The sequence below is a fragment of the Desulfomicrobium baculatum DSM 4028 genome, from assembly GCF_000023225.1.
GTDB classification, from domain to species: Bacteria; Desulfobacterota; Desulfovibrionia; order Desulfovibrionales; family Desulfomicrobiaceae; genus Desulfomicrobium; species Desulfomicrobium baculatum.
On sequence record NC_013173.1, the window covers coordinates 3,545,679 to 3,563,085 of the forward strand.

General features: G+C 59.4%; 19 protein-coding genes. 10 read left to right on the forward strand and 9 right to left on the reverse strand.

What is annotated here, in order from left to right; translation table 11 throughout:
* Positions 1–2 precede the first annotated feature (2 nt).
* Together DBAC_RS15665 and DBAC_RS15670 are read left to right on the forward strand one after the other, a co-directional pair.
* Positions 3–1,244, forward strand: a complete 1,242-nt coding sequence (locus tag DBAC_RS15665; protein WP_015775294.1) for an EAL and HDOD domain-containing protein — start codon at positions 3–5, stop codon at positions 1,242–1,244.
* 93 nt (positions 1,245–1,337) lie between these two features.
* Positions 1,338–2,120, forward strand: coding sequence for a prepilin peptidase (locus DBAC_RS15670; protein WP_015775295.1), 783 nt, complete (start codon positions 1,338–1,340; stop codon positions 2,118–2,120).
* A 60-nt stretch (positions 2,121–2,180) separates the two neighbouring features.
* Here the strand turns inward: DBAC_RS15670 and DBAC_RS15675 are convergent, their stop codons facing one another.
* Together DBAC_RS15675 and DBAC_RS15680 are read right to left on the reverse strand one after the other, a co-directional pair.
* The gene (locus DBAC_RS15675; protein ID WP_015775296.1) at positions 2,181–2,996 is read right to left on the reverse strand and encodes a MotA/TolQ/ExbB proton channel family protein; all 816 of its coding nucleotides are present in this window, start codon (positions 2,994–2,996) and stop codon (positions 2,181–2,183) included.
* 4 nt (positions 2,997–3,000) lie between these two features.
* Complete coding sequence (locus tag DBAC_RS15680) at positions 3,001–3,459, reverse strand: chemotaxis protein CheX (RefSeq protein ID WP_015775297.1); 459 nt, start codon at positions 3,457–3,459, stop codon at positions 3,001–3,003.
* 338 nt (positions 3,460–3,797) lie between these two features.
* Between DBAC_RS15680 and DBAC_RS15685 the strand changes: the two genes are divergently transcribed.
* Positions 3,798–4,106: an Hpt domain-containing protein gene (locus DBAC_RS15685; RefSeq protein WP_015775298.1), complete on the forward strand. Its 309-nt coding sequence runs from the start codon at positions 3,798–3,800 to the stop codon at positions 4,104–4,106.
* Between the two features lie 77 nt (positions 4,107–4,183).
* Here the strand turns inward: DBAC_RS15685 and DBAC_RS15690 are convergent, their stop codons facing one another.
* From DBAC_RS15690 to DBAC_RS15720, 7 genes are all read right to left on the reverse strand, one after another.
* Complete coding sequence (locus DBAC_RS15690) at positions 4,184–4,912, reverse strand: energy-coupling factor ABC transporter ATP-binding protein (protein WP_015775299.1); 729 nt, start codon at positions 4,910–4,912, stop codon at positions 4,184–4,186.
* The gene (cbiQ, locus tag DBAC_RS15695; protein ID WP_015775300.1) at positions 4,905–5,672 is read right to left on the reverse strand and encodes a cobalt ECF transporter T component CbiQ; all 768 of its coding nucleotides are present in this window, start codon (positions 5,670–5,672) and stop codon (positions 4,905–4,907) included. Before cbiQ ends, DBAC_RS15690 begins: the two co-directional genes overlap by 8 nt.
* Entirely contained in the window at positions 5,665–6,273 is a 609-nt protein-coding gene (locus DBAC_RS15700; RefSeq protein WP_015775301.1) for a NikL family nickel/cobalt ECF transporter subunit, read from the reverse strand. The genes cbiQ and DBAC_RS15700 overlap by 8 nt, the downstream gene beginning before the upstream one ends.
* Positions 6,266–6,892, reverse strand: a complete 627-nt coding sequence (gene cbiM, locus DBAC_RS15705) for a cobalt transporter CbiM (RefSeq protein WP_015775302.1) — start codon at positions 6,890–6,892, stop codon at positions 6,266–6,268. Before cbiM ends, DBAC_RS15700 begins: the two co-directional genes overlap by 8 nt.
* A gap of 111 nt (positions 6,893–7,003) precedes the next feature.
* The gene (locus DBAC_RS15710) at positions 7,004–7,774 is read right to left on the reverse strand and encodes a DUF4198 domain-containing protein (RefSeq protein WP_015775303.1); all 771 of its coding nucleotides are present in this window, start codon (positions 7,772–7,774) and stop codon (positions 7,004–7,006) included.
* 304 nt (positions 7,775–8,078) lie between these two features.
* Positions 8,079–9,506, reverse strand: coding sequence for a DEAD/DEAH box helicase (locus tag DBAC_RS15715; protein ID WP_015775304.1), 1,428 nt, complete (start codon positions 9,504–9,506; stop codon positions 8,079–8,081).
* Between the two features lie 76 nt (positions 9,507–9,582).
* Positions 9,583–11,211, reverse strand: coding sequence for a diguanylate cyclase (locus tag DBAC_RS15720; RefSeq protein WP_015775305.1), 1,629 nt, complete (start codon positions 11,209–11,211; stop codon positions 9,583–9,585).
* Positions 11,212–11,380: 169 nt separating this feature from the next.
* Here DBAC_RS15720 and DBAC_RS15725 point away from each other — a divergent pair, with 169 nt between their 5' ends.
* The 7 genes from DBAC_RS15725 to DBAC_RS15755 all read left to right on the forward strand — a co-directional run bounded on the left by DBAC_RS15725 (position 11,381) and on the right by DBAC_RS15755 (position 17,396).
* Positions 11,381–12,007 carry a LysE family transporter gene (locus DBAC_RS15725; RefSeq protein ID WP_015775306.1) on the forward strand — a complete coding sequence of 209 codons (627 nt, stop codon included), beginning with the start codon at positions 11,381–11,383 and terminating at the stop codon, positions 12,005–12,007.
* 30 nt (positions 12,008–12,037) lie between these two features.
* Positions 12,038–12,397, forward strand: a complete 360-nt coding sequence (locus DBAC_RS15730; protein ID WP_015775307.1) for a t-RNA-binding domain-containing protein — start codon at positions 12,038–12,040, stop codon at positions 12,395–12,397.
* Positions 12,398–12,404: 7 nt separating this feature from the next.
* Entirely contained in the window at positions 12,405–13,250 is an 846-nt protein-coding gene (locus DBAC_RS15735) for a DMT family transporter (protein ID WP_015775308.1), read from the forward strand.
* 140 nt (positions 13,251–13,390) lie between these two features.
* The gene (locus DBAC_RS15740; RefSeq protein WP_015775309.1) at positions 13,391–14,698 is read left to right on the forward strand and encodes a PAS domain-containing protein; all 1,308 of its coding nucleotides are present in this window, start codon (positions 13,391–13,393) and stop codon (positions 14,696–14,698) included.
* A gap of 162 nt (positions 14,699–14,860) precedes the next feature.
* Positions 14,861–15,586, forward strand: a complete 726-nt coding sequence (locus tag DBAC_RS15745; protein ID WP_015775310.1) for a FadR/GntR family transcriptional regulator — start codon at positions 14,861–14,863, stop codon at positions 15,584–15,586.
* Entirely contained in the window at positions 15,576–15,836 is a 261-nt protein-coding gene (locus tag DBAC_RS15750) for a hypothetical protein (RefSeq protein ID WP_043811141.1), read from the forward strand. Before DBAC_RS15745 ends, DBAC_RS15750 begins: the two co-directional genes overlap by 11 nt.
* 147 nt (positions 15,837–15,983) lie before the next feature.
* On the forward strand, positions 15,984–17,396 hold the full coding sequence (locus DBAC_RS15755) for a hypothetical protein (RefSeq protein ID WP_015775312.1): 1,413 nt from the start codon (positions 15,984–15,986) through the stop codon (positions 17,394–17,396).
* Positions 17,397–17,407: the final 11 nt, after the last annotated feature.

Sequence of the window (17,407 nt, forward strand, 5' to 3'; positions counted from 1 at the left end):
TGATGGAAGAGACGTATCCGGAACAGCTTTACGACAAGTTTTTTGTCGCCCGTCAGCCCATATTCACGGCACAGATGCAGATATGGGGCTATGAGCTGCTTTTCCGTCACGGAGAAAACATTCAGGAGGCGGTGTTCACGGACGGGGACCAGGCCACGACGCAGATCATAGCCGACGGCTACAATCTTGCGGTGCAGGGGCTGCGCAAGGGAGCCAAGGCTCTGGTCAATTTTCCGCGCACCCTCCTCGTCGGCCGGGCGCCCTATGTCCTGCCTGCCGACCAGTGCGTGGTGGAGATCCTGGAGACCGTAAGGCCAGAGCCCGAAGTCATCAGCGCCTGCCGGGAGCTCAAGAAGAGGGGATACACCCTTGCTCTGGATGATTTTGAAGGCGGACCGGGCCTTGAACCCTTGTGCGAGATGGTCGACATCATCAAGATCGACATCCTGGGCAAGACTCCGGCCGAGGTTGTGGCCATTATGGAGGGTGTCAAAAAGTACGATGCGACGCTGCTGGCCGAGAAAGTGGAGACCCTCGACGTTTTCAGGGTTTGCAAGCAGCTCGGCTTTACGTATTTTCAAGGTTTTTTCTTCAATCGCCCCGAGGTGATCCCCGGGCGAAAACTTTCTGCCACGCAAGTCAACAAGGTCAAGCTGTTAAAGGAATTGAGCGTCCCGGACGTGGATTCCTCCCGTTTGGTGGAAATCATCCAGACGGATCTGGCCATTTCCTACCGGTTGCTCAAATACATAAATTCCGCATTTTTCGGTCTGCAGATCAAGATCACGTCCATTCCGCGCGCAGTTTCCATGCTCGGATGCCGTAACCTGCGGCAATGGCTGCAGGTGGTCATCCTGTCCGATGTGAGCACACAGGACAAGGCGCACGAACTGGTCCGCATTTCCGTGCAACGTGCCCGTTTTCTGCACCTTTTGGCCCACAGGCACCCCACGCCCTTTGACCAGGACAGCATGTTCCTGCTGGGCTTTTTCTCCCTGCTCGACGCCATTCTGGACCAGTCCATGGGGCTGGTGCTGGAGGAGATTCCTTTGGAGCCGGGCATCAAGCGGGCCCTGATTGATCCGGATGATCCGAGTGCGGTCTGGCTCGACTTGCTTGACGAGATAGATCGCTGCAACTGGGACCGTCTGAGCAGGAAGGCTGCGCAGCTGGGGGTTCCCATCGATCTCGTCAACAGGCTCTCCGCCGAGGCCTCGATCTGGGCGGTCTGGGTCATGAGTTGAGCGGGTTATGGCGAATGTGCTTGAATTTTCCCCATAAAATAAGTGTAACGATTTAAAATTATTCCAAACAGAATTAACTTTCAAGGTGATCGCATGGTTGAGCTTTTTTCGTATCCCGCGTTTTTTTACACCATGGCCCTTGTTCTGGGGTTGTGCCTGGGCAGCTTCTACAATGTCTGCGTGCACCGCTATCTGGTGGGCGCGTCCGTAATCAGGCCCGGCTCGCATTGCCCGGCCTGCGGACATGTGCTGTCCTGGTGGGAAAACATACCGGTCCTGTCTTACGTCCTGCTCGGGGCGAAATGCCGATCCTGCAAAGGGAAAATTCATTGGCGATACCCGGCCGTGGAGCTTCTTTCCGGAATTCTGGCCCTTCTTTTCGCGGTCAAGTTCGGCCCGACCGCGCAGTGGCTGACCTACATGGTCTTTCTGGGGATTTTCCTGGTGGCTGCCTTCATCGATCTGGACTCCTTCATCCTGCCCGACGTTTTGACCTATCCGGCGGCCATCCTGGCCTTGTCCACCCCGCTCTTTCTGCCCGTGGACTGGCTTGAGACCATGCTTGGGGGGCTTTGCGGCGCGGGAATCTTTCTGCTCCTGCAGCAGGCCTACCTGCGTCTGCGCGGGATCGATGCCCTCGGCACGGGCGACATAAAGCTCATGCTCAGCCTCGGGGCCCTGGTCGGCCTATCCCTGCTGCCGCTCATGATCCTCCTTTCCGCCCTGTGCGCGCTTGCGATCGCCGTGGTCTACCTGCGACGCCCCGAAGGCCAGGGCCTGCGCACGGCCATTCCCTTTGGCCCGTTTCTCTGCCTCGGAGCGGTCCTGACCCTGCTCTGGGGTGAAGATCTGTTGCTGATGATCATGAATTTATGAGGCGGGGCGTGCGTCGACCGGGGCGATTACAGACCCATTTCCGCGATACGGCGGCTTTTATCAGGGCAGGAAGGCTTTGGCGATGAGGTAGAGATCGGCGAAGGGAGTCCCGGATTTGAGGGCGGACATCATCTGCATGGACAGATCCATTTTCATCTCGGTCGCTTCGATGATTTCCTTTTTGACCAGATTGAGCCTGAATTTGACAAAATCGTAGTCGAAACCGTCATTGATGAGCATCAGGCCGTCTTTGAAATACTGGGACGAGATGTATTCCTGAAACGCGATGAGATATTCGACTCCGTTCCTGCGGGCCAGCATGCAATAGAAGATGAGGTTTATGATCAGCGCCTCGATTTTCAGCTTGTGGTCGATGTTCAGGAATTTGGCCTTGTTCAGCTCGGCGTTGTCCAGATTCTTCAGCATGAGCTGGGCGACTTCGAAGACCTGCTTTTCAAAAATGGGCGCGATGTGGAATTTGGACAAAAAGCGGATCATCACTTTCTGCGGATTCTCTTTAGACACGATGCCCAAAAGACCGATGGCCATGAGCACGTATTTACGGTGCAATTCGGCCAGGATGTTTTTTTTTCTGACCTGAGCCAGTTCCTCGCAGCGTTTGGCCGAAAAAGAGGAGGCGGCCAGTTCGAGCAGAAACCTGACGTGGGGTTCGCGGGTGTGCTTGGCCTCCTCCAGCAGGAATTCATCGCCCTTCTTTTTGGAATCCATGGTTTTCTTCACAGACAGCCAAAAAGCGGCCACGCCCTCAAGCGGCATCTCCATGAGGTCGAATTCCTTGGGGGCCGTCAGCGACTTGGCGCTGGCCCCAAGCAGCAATTCGGAAACCTGCTGGTTGATGTTTCCCGCGTTGTTCATGAGCCTATTCGAAGCAGAATTCCAGGGTGAAGGTCCCGGCTTCGCAGGAGAAGGGTATGGCGATGGCCACGGCCGAGCTCATGTGCGCGATGGTGTGGTTGTCGCCCATGATGACCGAAGGGGTGGAGCCCTGGAGTTTCAGGCCCATGTCCGCCAGACCGACGCGGGCCTGGCCGGAGATCATGTTGGTGATTTCGCCCATGGCGTCCTGCACGTCCTGCAGGATGTCCTCTATGGCGTCTCCGAGCATCTGCTTGACGATGTGCACGGCGGTTTTGCGGTCAAAGGAGATGGAGAAGGTGCCTTGCTTGTCGCCGGTGATGCCGATCACGGCGGAAACATCGCCCCTGGCCATTTTGTCTTTTTTGACGTAAGGCGTGCCGGCCACGACTTCAAGGGCGGCCATGGCGGAGAGGACGTCTTTGGTTGCTTTGATGAAGGGCTTGGCCAGCGATGGATCCATGGGGTTCTCCTTGAAAGGTGCGGGGATGGAAAACTTCACACCGTGGAACTTCATAAGGAAAATTTGTGGCCGGGGTCAACCACAAGACGTGAGCAACTCCAGGATTTCTTGGCAGGCTGGAGCGCTGGTGTTGCGTTTTCTGCGATGTCTTTACGCCAGGCGCAGCACGCGTGTCTCGCTGCAAAGAGCGTGGTGGAGTTTTAGCCGAAAGGCGAACACCGCGTTCCGGGGCGTTTCCTATTGCGTGCGGCAAGAGATGCTTGCCAGTCGCGTCCGGGCTTTCTACATGGGGGCCGATTCAACACTTTCGGATTTTGCCTGGAAGCAGGGAGAAAAGCATGGAGCAGCGGGTCAAGGAACATTTGTGCCAGGTTTATGGCCTGGGCCTGGATGACGTCGAAGAGCTTTACGGGCTTGGTTGCCAGACAGTGGTCGCCACGCTCGGCCGCCTTGAGGCTGCCTTTTTGCGATCCGACGCGCAGGAGCTCGCGGACGCGGGGCATATGCTCAAAGGGGCTCTTTTCAACATGGGGCTGCTTGAACTCGGGGAACTGGCCAGAGCGCTGGAGCTGGCCGGCAAGGCCGGACGCATGGAAGAGGCGCGCGCCGTGTACGACGCGCTCCGCCCGGCCCTGAAATTCTTCTGAGATTCGCAGCAATTCCGGTTTTCTTTGCCCGTACCGGGCATTTTCAAAAATAGGATTTCCGCCTGCATGGCGGCCACTCAGTCGTGGTGATGGTGAGGTTCGTCGCCGAGCGGATGGGCGTGCACGTGACGGTGCGGCAAATGCGGCACGTCGGTGACGAGGCGGCCGTTTTTTATGGTCATGAACTGCGTCGTTGTCCGCGCCAGGAAGTCCCAGTCATGGGAAATGATGATGCGGGCCGTGGGCAGGCTGTCCAGAATTTCGATGATGCGCTCCCTGGTCTGCGGGTCCAGGCCGTTGGTGGGCTCGTCCAGCAGCAGGACTTTTGGCTGCATGGACAGGATCGTGGCCAGGGAAACCAGCTTTTTTTCCCCTCCGGACAGGCGGTGGGTCAAACGACCCTCGAATCCGTCCAGTCCCAGTTCCTTCAGGGTCTGCAAGGATCTTTTCCGCGCCTCGTCCACGGACATTCGCAGATTCAAGGGGCCAAAAGCCACGTCATCGAGCACCGTGGGGTTGAAGAGCTGGTCTTCCGCGTTCTGCAGGACCATGCCGACCTCGCGGCGCAGGGCGCGAAATTCCTTTTCCCCGCGCACCGGTTCGCCATGGAAAAGGACCTGGCCGCGTTGCGGGCTCATGAGCCCCATGACGATATGGAAAAGGGTGGTCTTGCCGCTGCCGTTGGTGCCGTAAAGCCCAATTTTCTGTCCCTGGGCAAAGGCGAAGTTCACGTCATGTAGTACCGCGCCTCCCGAAGGGTAGGCAAAGGACACGTTTTGCAGGGCGAAAATGGGCGTTTCAGACAAGGCGTATCTCCGGAAAAAAGTCCATGAGCACGAGGCCGGCCGTGGCCGTCAGCCACAGGAAGGCGAATAGCGCGTCCCTGCGGCGCGCCTTGAAGCGGACCACGGAGACGAAGCGTCCCTGAAATCCGCGCAGGACCATGGCCTGATAGACCCGGCTGGAGCGGTCGAAACTGTTGACCAGGACCATGGCCAAAAGGTTCCCGATGGTGCGGTAGGTGTGCATGCCGGTGCGGGGCGTAAACCCGCGCAGCCTGGCCGCCGTGACCAGCCGCTGCCATTCGTCGGCGATGGCGTGCAGGTAGCGGTAAGTGAAAAGGAACAGAAATACCAGCTTGGACGGCACACCAAGGCGGTCCAGGGCATGTCCCATTGTCGGGGAGTCCATGGTCGTGACCAGGGCCAGGAAGGTCAGCAGGATGGCGTTGGATTTGAAGGTCGCAAGCTGCACCAGTGCAATGCCTTCACTGCTTGCCGTCAGCGGGCCAAGGGTGAGAAATGGCGTGCCGGGCATGGTCAGGGGTACGGTCAGCCACAGGAAAAGAATGAAGATATTGACCAGGGCCACGCGTTTGCAAAGCAGTCCAAGCGGCGGCCTGCTCAGGCTTAAGATTGCCAGGGCCGGAATCAGCGCCGACCCGGCGGCGATGGGCTCTTCCAGCAGGGCCACGCAGCCGGAGAAAAAAGCAGCCATGACCAGGCGCACCCTGGGGTCGAGCCCATGCACCAGGGAGCGGCCATGGGCAAATGGTTCGTCAAACACGCGGGCGGCTCTTGAAGTAGGCCCCGATGCCTACCAATCCGAAAATCCATCCGATCCCGCCGATGATTTCCTGCAATCCCGGCCCGCTTTGGCTTTGCTCAAGCAGGGCGCGTCGTATGGGGGCAAGCTTCGCGTCGAGGGCGGCATTGACCACGTCTTCCACGTCCGCTCGCGACAGCCCCGCCGCGCCCGGATCAGTTCTGCCCGGGCTCATTGCGCCTGCAGCCGTAACTTCCGCATGCGGCGCAAGGGGCCTCGGAGCTCCCGCGTCCATGAATTCCGCCGCGTCCACGATCCATTCATTCTGGTGCCCTTCTCCGGCCTGCAAGAGAATACGCAAGCCGGATCCGGACGTGCGGGCCTGGTCCGGGATAGAGAAGCGGAACAGCCCTGCCTCATCGGTCGTTCCCTGCAACAGCGTTTCCCCGCTGCCGGCGTCCTGAACCGCGATGGCGCCGTGCCTGACCCGTTTTGATTTGCTGTAGCTGCATTCGACGACGACCTCGCCGCCTTCCACGTAGGCAAAGACATTGACCCGGTGCGCCAGGGCCGGGGCCGGGATCAGGAAAGTGAAAACAAGGAGCAGGAAAAAGCTACGCACGGATTCCTCCTTTGGAGCGTGATGCGAAACGCAGGAGTTCGGGCCGGACCCTGGACAGAAAGGATACGGTCAGCGTGGTCACGATTCCTTCGACGATCATGACCGGAACATGGGCCAGGAAGAGAAGCCTTGCGGCCTGCAGGAAACCTTCGTTCGTATAGGCCAGGGACAGGGCCGTGAGCAGACCTGCGCCGGCCACGGACAGGGCCCCGCAGCAAAACGCGCCCATTGTCCGCATCGGGCCGGGACGGGACAGCAGCGGGCGCAAGAGCAGGAAACACAGCACGGCCGGGAAGGCCATGTTGAAGGCATTCACCCCCAGCACCGTGAAACCTCCGTACTGAAAGAGCACTGCTTGCAGCATGAGCGCCACCAGGATGGCCGGAAAGGCTGCCCAGCCGAGGATGACGCCGAGGAGGCCGTTTAAGATCAGGTGGGCGCTGGAGGGGCCGATGGGAATATGGATGAGCGAGCCGACGAAAAAGGCCGCGGCCAGGATGGCCACGGTCATGAGACGGTCGTAATCGAGGCGGTGCAGGCCCAGGGCCGTGCCGCCGACGGTCAGGACCGCGCCAAGGCCCAGAATGGCTGGAGAAAGAACCCCTTCGGAAATGTGCACGTGTCTGTCCTCTCTTCGCGTGGTTCGGCGAGGCATGACAAAAAGCCGAGCATGTGTCCATGCCCGGCACCTGCTTGGGCCTCTAAAGTCAGGTCCGGCATGGATGAGTGCCTACTTGCGCGCGGGATCGACAAACTGCGTCCACAGCACGGCGCCCAGTTCCACATTCTTGGGCGTGCCCTCGTGGTCCATCTTTTCGTTCGCCGTGTTCAGGGCCGCAAAGCCCCACCATCCGGCGAAAGGCACGGCGTAGGTGAACACGCCGTTGGCGTCGGTTTTGACCACCTGCGTGATCATGTAGTCGTTTGGCGCTTCGTATGCGCTGTTTTTGTTGTAGAATTCCACCTCGACGTCTGCGCCCGCCACGGGCTTGCCGTCAAGAAGCACCTGGCCCTGGAAGACATTGCCGGCATAGTTGCCGAAAGGCCGGGTCAGGGGGATGATCTCGGTTTTGAGACCCAGGGGTTCGCCCCAGCCCTCCTCCTCGCCGAAGGCGGCCACCACGGCCTTGGTGTAATGGATGATGAAGCAGTCTTCGGCCGGTTCCCAGTACGGGGCGGGTTCCATGACAAACTGGTACACGCCGGGCCGTTTGACCACGTATTCGGCGGTCCAGGCCGGGTGCTCCATGATCGTGGCGGGCTTCAGGGCATCCTTCATCTCCGTGGGCTCGCCGTCCACGAACACCTTGAACGAAGCCGGAGCGACAAGGGGCATGCCGACCATTTCCATGGGGTGGGAAAAGGACAGGGCAAGGGAAACGGCTGCGTCCTTTTTGTCCATGACGATGCTTGATGAAGGGATGACCATTCCGAAGTGGGCCAGGGCCGCGCCTGAAAAACTCAAAATTATGGTGAGACAGAGCGCAAGAGTCTTGAACATGGCAATGCACCTCCCGTCTTGAACGGTCCCCGGCAATACGGATCGCGCCAAGATCTGCATGTTGAAACTATGGAATTTGAAAAGCGCCTCTGAAAATAGCACGGAATCAAAAATAATAACATTCACGGTCCTCGCTATCGGGGAATCCGTGTTTTTGTCAACAGTCAGATTTTATTGAGAGTCCGGTTTCAGGAGAATAATGATGACGCCTGGAGAATGATGACGGCTTGGGTCTTTGGGGGGGATGGCGATGTCTGCGGGTAAAGCCCGGCGCGTGTCTCGCGCCGGGCCGGGTCGGGAAAAATCAGGCTGGTTTGTTTCGCTTGGGGCCTGACATGGGTTTTTGTCCGGCCTTGCCGGTTTTGGGGCCAGTTTTGGCGCGGGAGTTGGTGTCGGGATTGGCACCTGGGAGCGCGGAGCCGCGTTTGCGTGCCGGAGCGGCCTTGTCCCGGGATTGAGGGGACCTGGCGGGAGCGGGCGGGGTGGAGGCGGTTGTCGTGGGCTCCTTGCGGGCGTCGGGTCCGGTCGCGAGGGGGGGCTTTCTGCCGCCTCTGCCAGGGCCAAAAGGACGCGGGGCCGGACGCAGGTTCTGCGCAGAGTCGCCTGTCGCCGGCACAAGGGCTCCGCGCACGAGCTGCACCTGCTCCAGGGCGATGTCCAGATCCTGGGCATAGCGCTTGGCCAGGCGGCTTTCCGCCTCGGTCATGAGAGACAGCACAAGGCCGGTGGCCCCGGCTCGGCCCGTGCGTCCGGCACGGTGCAGATAATCGCGGCTCTGGCTTGGCACGTCCACGTTGACCACCAGTTCCACTCCAAAGATATCGAGTCCCCGGGCTGCGATGTCCGAAGCGATGAGCGTCTGGGCCTTGCCTTTGCGGAAATCATCCAGGGCGTCCTGGCGCTGGAACTTGTCGTGCGCGCCGTGCAGGTCGGCCACGGACAGCTGATGGTGTTCCAGGCGTTCGGCCATGCGCTCGGCGCTGGCCCCGCGGTGCACGAAGACCAGGGCCCGCTCGGGGGCAAGGCCGCGCAGCACCTTGCGCAGCCAATCGACTTTGTCGCGTTCCTCACAGACCAGGTAGCAGTGCCGGATGGCCGGGCTGATCTCGTTTTGCGCACGCACGAACGCAAGGTTCGGGGCTAGTCCACGAGCGATGCGGGTCGTGGCCGGACCTTCAGTGGCGGAGACGAAGACATAGCGGGTCTCGGGACCCAGCTGGCCCGTGATCTTGCGGATATGCTCAAGCCCTTCCTCGATGAGCAGGCGGTCCGCTTCGTCGAGGACCAGCCACACGGTCTCCTTGAGTTTGAGTTTCCCAAGCTCCATGAGGTGCGTCATGCGGCCGGCCGATCCGATGACCAGATGGGGTTTTTTCTTGAGTCCCTCGATCTGGCGGCTGACCGCGGCTCCGCCGATAAGGGCCTGCACGCGTACGCCAAGACCGGCGTCTTTGGCCAGGTCCGTGGCCACGCGATTAATTTGCATGGCCAGTTCGTGGGTCGGGGCCAGAACCACGGCCTGCACGTGCATGCTCTCGGCATTGATGCCCGCCAGAATGGGCAGGAGGTAGGCGAGCGTCTTGCCCGAGCCGGTCCGTGAGACCAGCATGGCCGATTTTCCGGCCATCAGCACCGGCAGCGCCGCCTCCTGCACGGGCAGGGGCGTATCGAGTTGACGGGTCTGCAGGGCCTGCACCAGGGTGGGCGGGAGTCCGAAAGAGTCGAAAGTCATATATATCCTTTTCGGCGTGGGGCCGAGGTCATGAAAAAGGTGGCACCGCGCCGGAGCATCCGGCGCGGTGGGAGAATCACAGGGAGGGAGATTCCGGTTGCTCATCGCTCCAGACTATGACCCGGTTACGGCCCAATCGTTTGGATTGGTACATGGCGCGGTCCGCCCTGTGCAGCAGTTCGGCCATGCCCTCGTCCCCGTCTTCCGGCTGCGGAACCATGGAGGCCACGCCAAAACTCATGGTCAGGCAGGGCGCGGCATCGGAGTGGCCGTGTTCCAGGTGCAGGTCCAAGATTGCCTGACGTAGCGACTGCGCCACATGTTCGGCCCCATCGGTGCCGGTGTCGGCCAGGATGATGGCGAATTCCTCGCCTCCGAAACGTGCCACCAGGTCCGCTGGGCGGTTCATCTGCTGTTGCAGCACCGCAGCCACGGCGATGAGGCACTGATCCCCCTGCAGATGCCCGTGGGCGTCATTGTAATCCTTGAAAAAGTCAACATCTCCCAGGATGATCGAGACGGGCGTTTTGTCCCGCATGGCCCGGCGCCATTCCTGCTTCAGGGAGTCATCAAACATGCGGCGGTTGGGGATCCCCGTCAGGCCGTCCCGCATGGACAGAAGCGTCAACTGCTCGTTGGCCCGCTTCAAGTCCTCGGTGCGCTCACGGATGGTCTGCACCATGTTGTCCAAGCTGTCGGCCAGCACCCCTACCTCGTCACCCCGGCGCAGGTCGAGGCGCTGCGCATAGTCTTCCTCCTGACGCAGCCTGGAGGCGTGATTGGTCAATTTTTGCAGGGGCCGCAGGACTACGGCCTGTAGCAGAACGTTCAATATGACCAGCACGATCAGCCCGGACGAGATCACCAGGATCATGGCGTAGCGGATGCTGGCGATGCCTTTTTGCGTGATCTCCCGGGGGAAGAGATATTGGATGCTGAAAATGGGCCTTCCCGCAGGGTCATTGTACGCGCTGCAGACCCTGACAAACTTTCCCTCTTTTCGGGTGAAGTAGTCGAGGTTGTCGATGTGTGCGGTCGTGACCCCGGATGTGCCGCAGGCCATGCGCTCCTCGACGTATGGGTAGACGATCTCGAAGGGGATGCGTGTCTGTGCGGAGAGGGTTTCGACCATGGCCGGGTTCACAAACCGTCCAACGATCAGAAAACCGTTGGACGGACCGCTTCCGTCCGAACGCAGAATCCGCCTGGTGGCGAAAAGCAGGGGGCCGCGTTCGGTATTGATGACTCCGTTGACGCCATCTTCCTCGGCCGTCATGGTCAACAGCGGGTGGTCCGGGGCGATGCGCCCCTTTTGCAGCAGTTCAAGGGCCAGGCTGCTTTGTTGAGCCGTATCACGGGCGTTGCTCCAGACGATCGTTCCGTCCTCTGCGCAATAGATCATGACGTTCACCGAAATGCTGTCCAAGGCTTCATCGTAGAGATTGCTCGTCTTGTAGACCTCGGAGCGGGTGGTCATGAAGTCGTAGGTATCATCCCAGGTCGCCCAGTCGCGGCAGATGCGCTCCAGGTGATAGTTTTCCCGGTCGATGGCGTGGAAAATGCGTTGCAGGTTTTGTCCCGCCTCATGATTTTCAAGTTCAAGAAAGCTCGGGTAAACGACAAAACGCTGCACGAAAAAATCCGCCACGCCGAGGGATGCGAAGAGGACGAAGATGATGGTGAACACTTTGGCGCGGATGGACATGAAGACTCCTTGATCCTGTACAGCGATCAGTAACGAGAAGGATTATCCGAGATCGCCTGCCGGGACAAGCCGCAAGAACGCCGGACTTGCGCTGCGCACCGGGCTGGGCGTACAGACCATGCGTTCGTCCGCGCCGGCAGGCCCGGAAACGTGTCCACAGAGGAGGCAGATGCTCGAACTTTTCACCGTCGCAACCATCACCATTCTGGCCGTCATCAGTCCGGGGGCGGATTTCGCCATGGTCAGCCGCAACAGCATGATGATGTCGCGCCGGGCCGGGGTCCTGACCGCCGTGGGCATCAGCCTGGGCGTGCTGGTGCATGTCGCCTACAGCCTGCTTGGGGTGGGGCTGATCATTTCCCGCTCGGCCGTGCTTTTCAACCTGATCAAGTATCTGGGGGCGGCGTATCTCATCTTCCTCGGGGTCTCCATGCTCCGGGCCCGGCCCGCCATCCCCGGCACCGCGCCGCGCCCCGCGCTTTCCGACGCGGGCGCCCTGCGCACAGGCTTTTTGACCAACGCCACCAATCCCAAGACCACGCTCTTCGTGGTCAGCCTGTTCACGCAGGTCATCAGTCCGCGCACCCCGCTCGCGGTCCAGCTCGGCTACGGAGCGTTCATGTCTCTGGCGCACCTGGCGTGGTTCATCCTCGTGGCCTGCGCCTTTTCCTCGGCTCCGGCCCAGCGAACGGTGGCCTCCTATCGGCATCACGTGGAGCGGGGTATCGGCGGCGTGCTGGTCTGTCTGGGTCTGACCCTGGCCCTGGCCTCGCTCAACCAGGCCTGGCCCCATTGATCCACCCTTTATCAGCCAAGGAGAACTGTCGTGGCCTCGGAGCTCAAACCCGTCGTGAATTTTGAAGAGTCCCTGGGAATCCTGGACATTCGCGTGGGGCGGGTCGTTTCGGCGCAGCCCTGCGCCGAAACGCCAAAACCCACCCACAGGATGGTCATCGATTTTGGAAAATACGGCCAGCGCGTAAGCTACGGTCGCTTCACCGCCCATCCCCTGGACGAGGTCATCGGACGGCTGGTGCTCGCGGTGCTCAACTTTCCCCCGCGCGCCATGGGGGCTGTGGTCTCGGAAGTGCTGGTCCTGGGCGTGCAATATCCGGGCAGGGACAGCGGCGAGGCGACCTTTGTCTCCCCGGCGGTCAACGCCAAGATCGGCAGCAAGCTTTTCTAGGATGCCCATGAAACCCTATCTGTACGCCCTGGGCGCGGTGCTCTGCTGGGCCAGCCTGCCGGCGGCCACGGGCAGCGGCCTGGAGAGGCTCTCGGTCACGGAGCTGCTTTTCTTCAGCTTTGTTCCGGCTGCGCTGTATCTTACTGTGCAGGAGATGATCATTTCCCGGCGCCGAGCCATCCCCTGGCCGGGCCTGAGGCTCGTCGCCCTGGGACTGGCCGGGATTTTCGGCTACCACGCCCTGTATTATCTGGCCCTCGACCACACGCCCCTGGTGGAAGGGGCCATCCTGACCACGACCTGGTCCTTCTGGATCGTCGTCTTTTCCTCCATTCTGGACAAAAAGCGATTGTCCCCGCCTGTGCTGGCCGTGGCCCTGGCCGGGCTCGCGGGCGCGGGGCTGGTAGTGTCCGGCGGGCAGAGCCTGCAGTTTGAAGCCCGGTACCTGCCCGGCTATCTCATGGCCCTGGGTTGCGGGCTGATCTGGAGCAGCTTTTCCGTGGCCTTGTCACGCCTGAAACCCACCCGCGACTACATGCCCGCCTTCACGGTCCTGGCCGCCCTTTTTTCAACCCTGGTCTACGCCGCAAGCGCTCCGCAGGCCCTGCCCCCGGCGGGAGCCCTGTTCTCGGCCCTGTATCTGGGCCTGGTGCCGCTCGGGCTGTCCTTCACCCTCTGGAACAGGGCCGTGACCGCAGGCAACATGACCCTCATCGGCTACCTGTCCTACCTGACCCCGCCCCTGGCCGTGCTGCTGGCCGCCCTGGTCCGGGGAGCCGCCGTGACCCCGCACGCCGTGATCGGCATGATCGTCATTCTCGCGGCGGCTTTTGTGGGCAGAAGAATGAGCTGACCGGCACGGATTTTTTTCCCCGCGTCTTTACAGAGTGGGCAAATCCGGGCCAAGAGGTGGGCTGTGCTTTTCTCGCCGCCAGGCCCGTGGGGCTTGCCCGGCTCCGGATTGATGGTCACAAAAACCGGATCAGGTCAGCCATGAACATCCCAGACGCCAATGACGGTCCCTCCGGGCTGGCCGCCGTGCATATGTCCATTGAGGACCTTTTAAGCTTCATGAACGATTTCCCGGCGCTGCTCTGGCGTATCGAAATCGCCAAATCCCGCATTGAGTTCCTGAACAACAACTACATTGTCTCCAACGGCCTGGACGGGAAGCTGCTGCTGAAAAATATTCAGTACCAGCGGGACGTCGTCATTCCGGAGGATGCCTACCTGCTTGGCGCCTTCATGGATTCCGTGAAAAAGGGAAAGACGGCGGCCACGATTTTTCGCGCGCGGTGCACGGAGAACAGGATCGCCTGGCTCAAGATCACCGGCGCGACAAATTCCTGGGATCCCCGCTATTACTACGGTTTTCTTCTCAATGTGACCGACACTGTGGAGCAGATCAAGGCCATTCTGGACAAGGACGTCAATATCGAGTCCCTGGTCGGCGACACGGGCAACGCGGTTCTGGTTTTGGACTATGATTCGCGCAAGGTCCTGTGCGTGAACGCCGCGGCATGCGATCTGTTCGAGATGAACCGCGGGGAGTTGCTCAACTTGACACTGGGCGATCTGTACCGAGAATCCATGAAGACGGCCGTGGAGAACATGCTGGAGCAGGTTCTACTGCTGCGCAAATGGAACGGAAAGCTGGATTTTTACCAGAGCGGCAAACGTAGTTTTTTCACAGCGGAAACAGTGGTCCGGCATATGTCCTGCGGCGGCAAGCGCCTCCTGCGGGTAGAGTTTGCCAACCCCAAGATCGGCCGGGAGAGATCGCGACCGCGCCGTCTTTTTTCCGACGACTCGCGCCGGGTGCGTTTGATCCATGACTTGTCCGCAGTCAAGGATGATATTGAGGCCATCATGCGGGTGGCCTTCGAGTCCGCGCTTGTTTCAGAAAAGTACGATGCGATCATGGTTTCCGACGTGCATGTGCGCAAGAACCAGGTCTTTGTGTACTACGCCGGAAATCAGCCCATGCCGCTAGAACAGGGGCACCGGTTCGCCTATTCCGGGACCATCGCCGAGGACATCAACCGCTTCGAGCTCTCCCACCTGACCGTGGACGACACGCAGGAGAGCATCAAACCCATCGACTGGGCGCTTTTTGTGCCCCAAGGCATTCGCTCCTACTTCGCCAAGCCCTTCTTCAGCCGCGGCACCCTGCGCACCGTCCTGATCGTGTGTTCGCGCAAACCCCACGCTTTTTCCGGAGTCACTGTCGGCGATTTCGAGGATTTTCTGGACCCGATCAACGACGTCGTCAAAATGTGGCGGCAGTCCGGGCGACGCTGAATCCTTTGCTGAGAGGGACCTCTTTTGGTTCTACCAAAAACGCGTTTTTATGCGCATGCATGGTGTTATGGCGCAACTACCCAGAAAAATTGTAAATAACGTTGCCATGAGTCGATATTTTCGTGTATGGTTTACCAAATCAATCTTTGAAGGAACCAGTGCATGATGGAAGACCATGGAAGCTTGCTCAGTCAGCTTGAGCTGGTTGTTCTTGAAAGGGGATTGCAGCCTGGCGACAAACTGCCACCCGAAAGAGAACTTGCCGGACAAATGCTCGTCAGCCGCAACACGCTGCGCGGTCTTTTGCGTTCTCTTGAAGCCCAGGGCCTAGTCACTATCAAGCCGGGCAGCGGCACGTTCCTGCGCACTAGGCTGGCCGGGATTGCCCACCTCCACCGCTCGTCGCACCAGGCCGTGGCCGATAGAATCAAGGCCGCGTTTATATTCCTGCCACCGATTCTCAGCAAAGCCCTGCAAACTATTTCCGAGCCGAAACTCAAAAATCTGCAGGCCTGCAACATCGCGCTCAGTCAGGCGATGTGCGACGGGGACCCGTGCCGGGTTTGGGCGGAGATCGCCCTTTTCCTGCGTCTCATCGCCCAGGAGACCGGCAACTCTTTTCTGGTCAAGACCGTGGAACAAATGTTCAGCGTCGAGGTGTCCTTTGTTGAGCACTACTTCCAAACCGACCGCGATATCCTCGAGGATATCTTTGCCGGGCATGTCAACATCCTGCAGGCGCTACGGGAGCGAAACGCCGGCAGGATCTCCGCGCTGACCGGACAATATCTTCTGAGCATCTGCCGGGCTCTGGAGGCGGGCAACGAATTTTCCGTCTGGGATCCCGTCGCGCACAGGGCACAGGAAGGGGATGCATATGAGCAGTGACGTTCCGCTGAATCGACGGTTTTTCTTCAGAAAAAGTGTAGCCAGTTTTCTTGATTGCGTATGCAGCGGATGCAATAGCAAAGATGAATATTCGCTTTTAAACGATGAAAAAAATAAAATGTCCGTATTATGGAGTGATTTTACACCTGAAATGATAACATTCGAGGCAAAACGTTTTGGAGTTGATCCGGAAGACAAAGAAGAGATATTTAAAAGAATTCAGCAGGAAATGCTGGATGCAAAGAGCTGATCTGTAAAAAATGGAGAGATAAGGGGTTTTGGCGGTGAATACATGAATCATTAATGTCGTATAAAAAGAGCCGGGGCGAAGTGTTGGTCGCAGGACGCCCCCGCTCTTTAACCATACCACAGTTTCCAACCCGAGCAAGGAGGAGTTATGGAGAGGTACGGAGAAAATTATCTTGAGGAGCGAAAGCTTGTCAAGCGCTGGCCGCAGCCGATTCCGGCGATTGTCGCCCTGGTGCTGACGCTGGTGGTGTTTTACGGCACCTGGTGGATTTTTCAGGATCCCAGAGGGCTGATGCGCATGTACACTCCTTATGTGGGGTACATGTACACCCGCTGGTGGCTGATCATGCTCATCTGGATGGTCTACATCTTCAATTTCTGGCCTTTTAAGCGCAAATGGCTGGAGACGACCCACCCCGCCATCAAGGGGGCTGTCCTGACCGGCATCTCGGTGGTCATCCTCTGGGTGCTGATCAAAGGCTTCTTTGAATACTTTCTGGGTAATTTCGGTCTGGCGTATTTCAATCCCGAGCAGTTGACCAAGCTTCCGGGCATCACAGAGTTTTTCGCCATTGAATACGCAGCACTGGCCTGTCTCATGTTTGCCGCCATCGCCTCCTGGCTCAGCCCGGCCTGGGTCGTGGCCTTGGAGGAAGTGCCCTGGAAGGGGATGAATCAGCCGGGCAAGGGCATCAGCATTCTGGTCATGACCTTTTTTCTGAGCACCCTGGTCTATTTTGTGACCATGCATTCGCACATGGGTATCCTTTACTATCCCTGGCAGTACTTCACCTCCATCGCGCCTCCGTATTGGGAGCAGTTTGCCGACACCGTGTCAGGCAACTTTCATGTCTCCTGGATCATGTGCGCGACCGTGACTGTGTGGATGGTGGAGACGATTTGGGAGCGTTTTCCCTTCAAGCTGATAAAGACCAATTGGCTGCGCCGGGTGGTGGCTTTTTTCGGCATCATCGCCATTGCCTGGGCCATGCATCTCTTTCTGTATTTCGCCCAGGAGCTGACTTGGGGCGAAGCCATCCGCGGCACGCGCCGTGATTTCGCGCCGGACTGGCGTTGGCTGCATGTCGGTGAGATGGCCGTTTTCTGGCTCGTCCCGGCCCTCTTCATTAATTTCTACTGCGACAATTGGCCCCGGCGCTTCAGCCTGCCCGTCAACGTGCTCGTGCGCACGCTGGTGAGCATCGCGGCCGCAATCCTGCTCTACATCTTCTACTACGCAACGTCCCATTTCTTCCTGGGCACGCAAAAGGGATTTTCCCATCCTCAGCAGTTCCCTATGATCCCGACCATCTGGCTGATCAACATCTGGCTGGTGCATCACTGGTTCATGGACAATTGGCCCGCCTGGAAAATGGTCCCCAAGACCGCAACCGAGATCGCCGAGGACCATGCCGCCGAAGAAGTCCAGCTTGAAGGCCTGCGCTGGAGCCCTTCCCTGGGCATGGGGCTTGGAGTGGGGCTGGCCTGCGGCGTGGCGGTGTACTTCATTGTGCTGAAGGCGCTGCCGCTGGCGTATCAATCCATCACCATCATCAAATAGCCGGCCGGGCA

Bases quoted from the DNA above. Each gene is read 5' to 3' on its own strand.
- DBAC_RS15680 (WP_015775297.1), bottom strand. From the start codon at position 3,459: ATGGATCCATCGCTGGCCAAGCCCTTCATCAAAGCAACCAAAGACGTC.
- DBAC_RS15670 (WP_015775295.1), top strand. From the start codon at position 1,338: ATGGTTGAGCTTTTTTCGTATCCCGCGTTTTTTTACACCATGGCCCTT.
- DBAC_RS15715 (WP_015775304.1), bottom strand. From the start codon at position 9,506: ATGACTTTCGACTCTTTCGGACTCCCGCCCACCCTGGTGCAGGCCCTG.
- DBAC_RS15665 (WP_015775294.1), top strand. From the start codon at position 3: ATGGAAGAGACGTATCCGGAACAGCTTTACGACAAGTTTTTTGTCGCC.
- DBAC_RS15720 (WP_015775305.1), bottom strand. From the start codon at position 11,211: ATGTCCATCCGCGCCAAAGTGTTCACCATCATCTTCGTCCTCTTCGCA.
- DBAC_RS15750 (WP_043811141.1), top strand. From the start codon at position 15,576: ATGAGCAGTGACGTTCCGCTGAATCGACGGTTTTTCTTCAGAAAAAGT.
- DBAC_RS15740 (WP_015775309.1), top strand. From the start codon at position 13,391: ATGAACATCCCAGACGCCAATGACGGTCCCTCCGGGCTGGCCGCCGTG.
- DBAC_RS15685 (WP_015775298.1), top strand. From the start codon at position 3,798: ATGGAGCAGCGGGTCAAGGAACATTTGTGCCAGGTTTATGGCCTGGGC.
- DBAC_RS15735 (WP_015775308.1), top strand. From the start codon at position 12,405: ATGAAACCCTATCTGTACGCCCTGGGCGCGGTGCTCTGCTGGGCCAGC.
- DBAC_RS15675 (WP_015775296.1), bottom strand. From the start codon at position 2,996: ATGAACAACGCGGGAAACATCAACCAGCAGGTTTCCGAATTGCTGCTT.
- DBAC_RS15745 (WP_015775310.1), top strand. From the start codon at position 14,861: ATGATGGAAGACCATGGAAGCTTGCTCAGTCAGCTTGAGCTGGTTGTT.
- DBAC_RS15725 (WP_015775306.1), top strand. From the start codon at position 11,381: ATGCTCGAACTTTTCACCGTCGCAACCATCACCATTCTGGCCGTCATC.
- DBAC_RS15710 (WP_015775303.1), bottom strand. From the start codon at position 7,774: ATGTTCAAGACTCTTGCGCTCTGTCTCACCATAATTTTGAGTTTTTCA.
- DBAC_RS15755 (WP_015775312.1), top strand. From the start codon at position 15,984: ATGGAGAGGTACGGAGAAAATTATCTTGAGGAGCGAAAGCTTGTCAAG.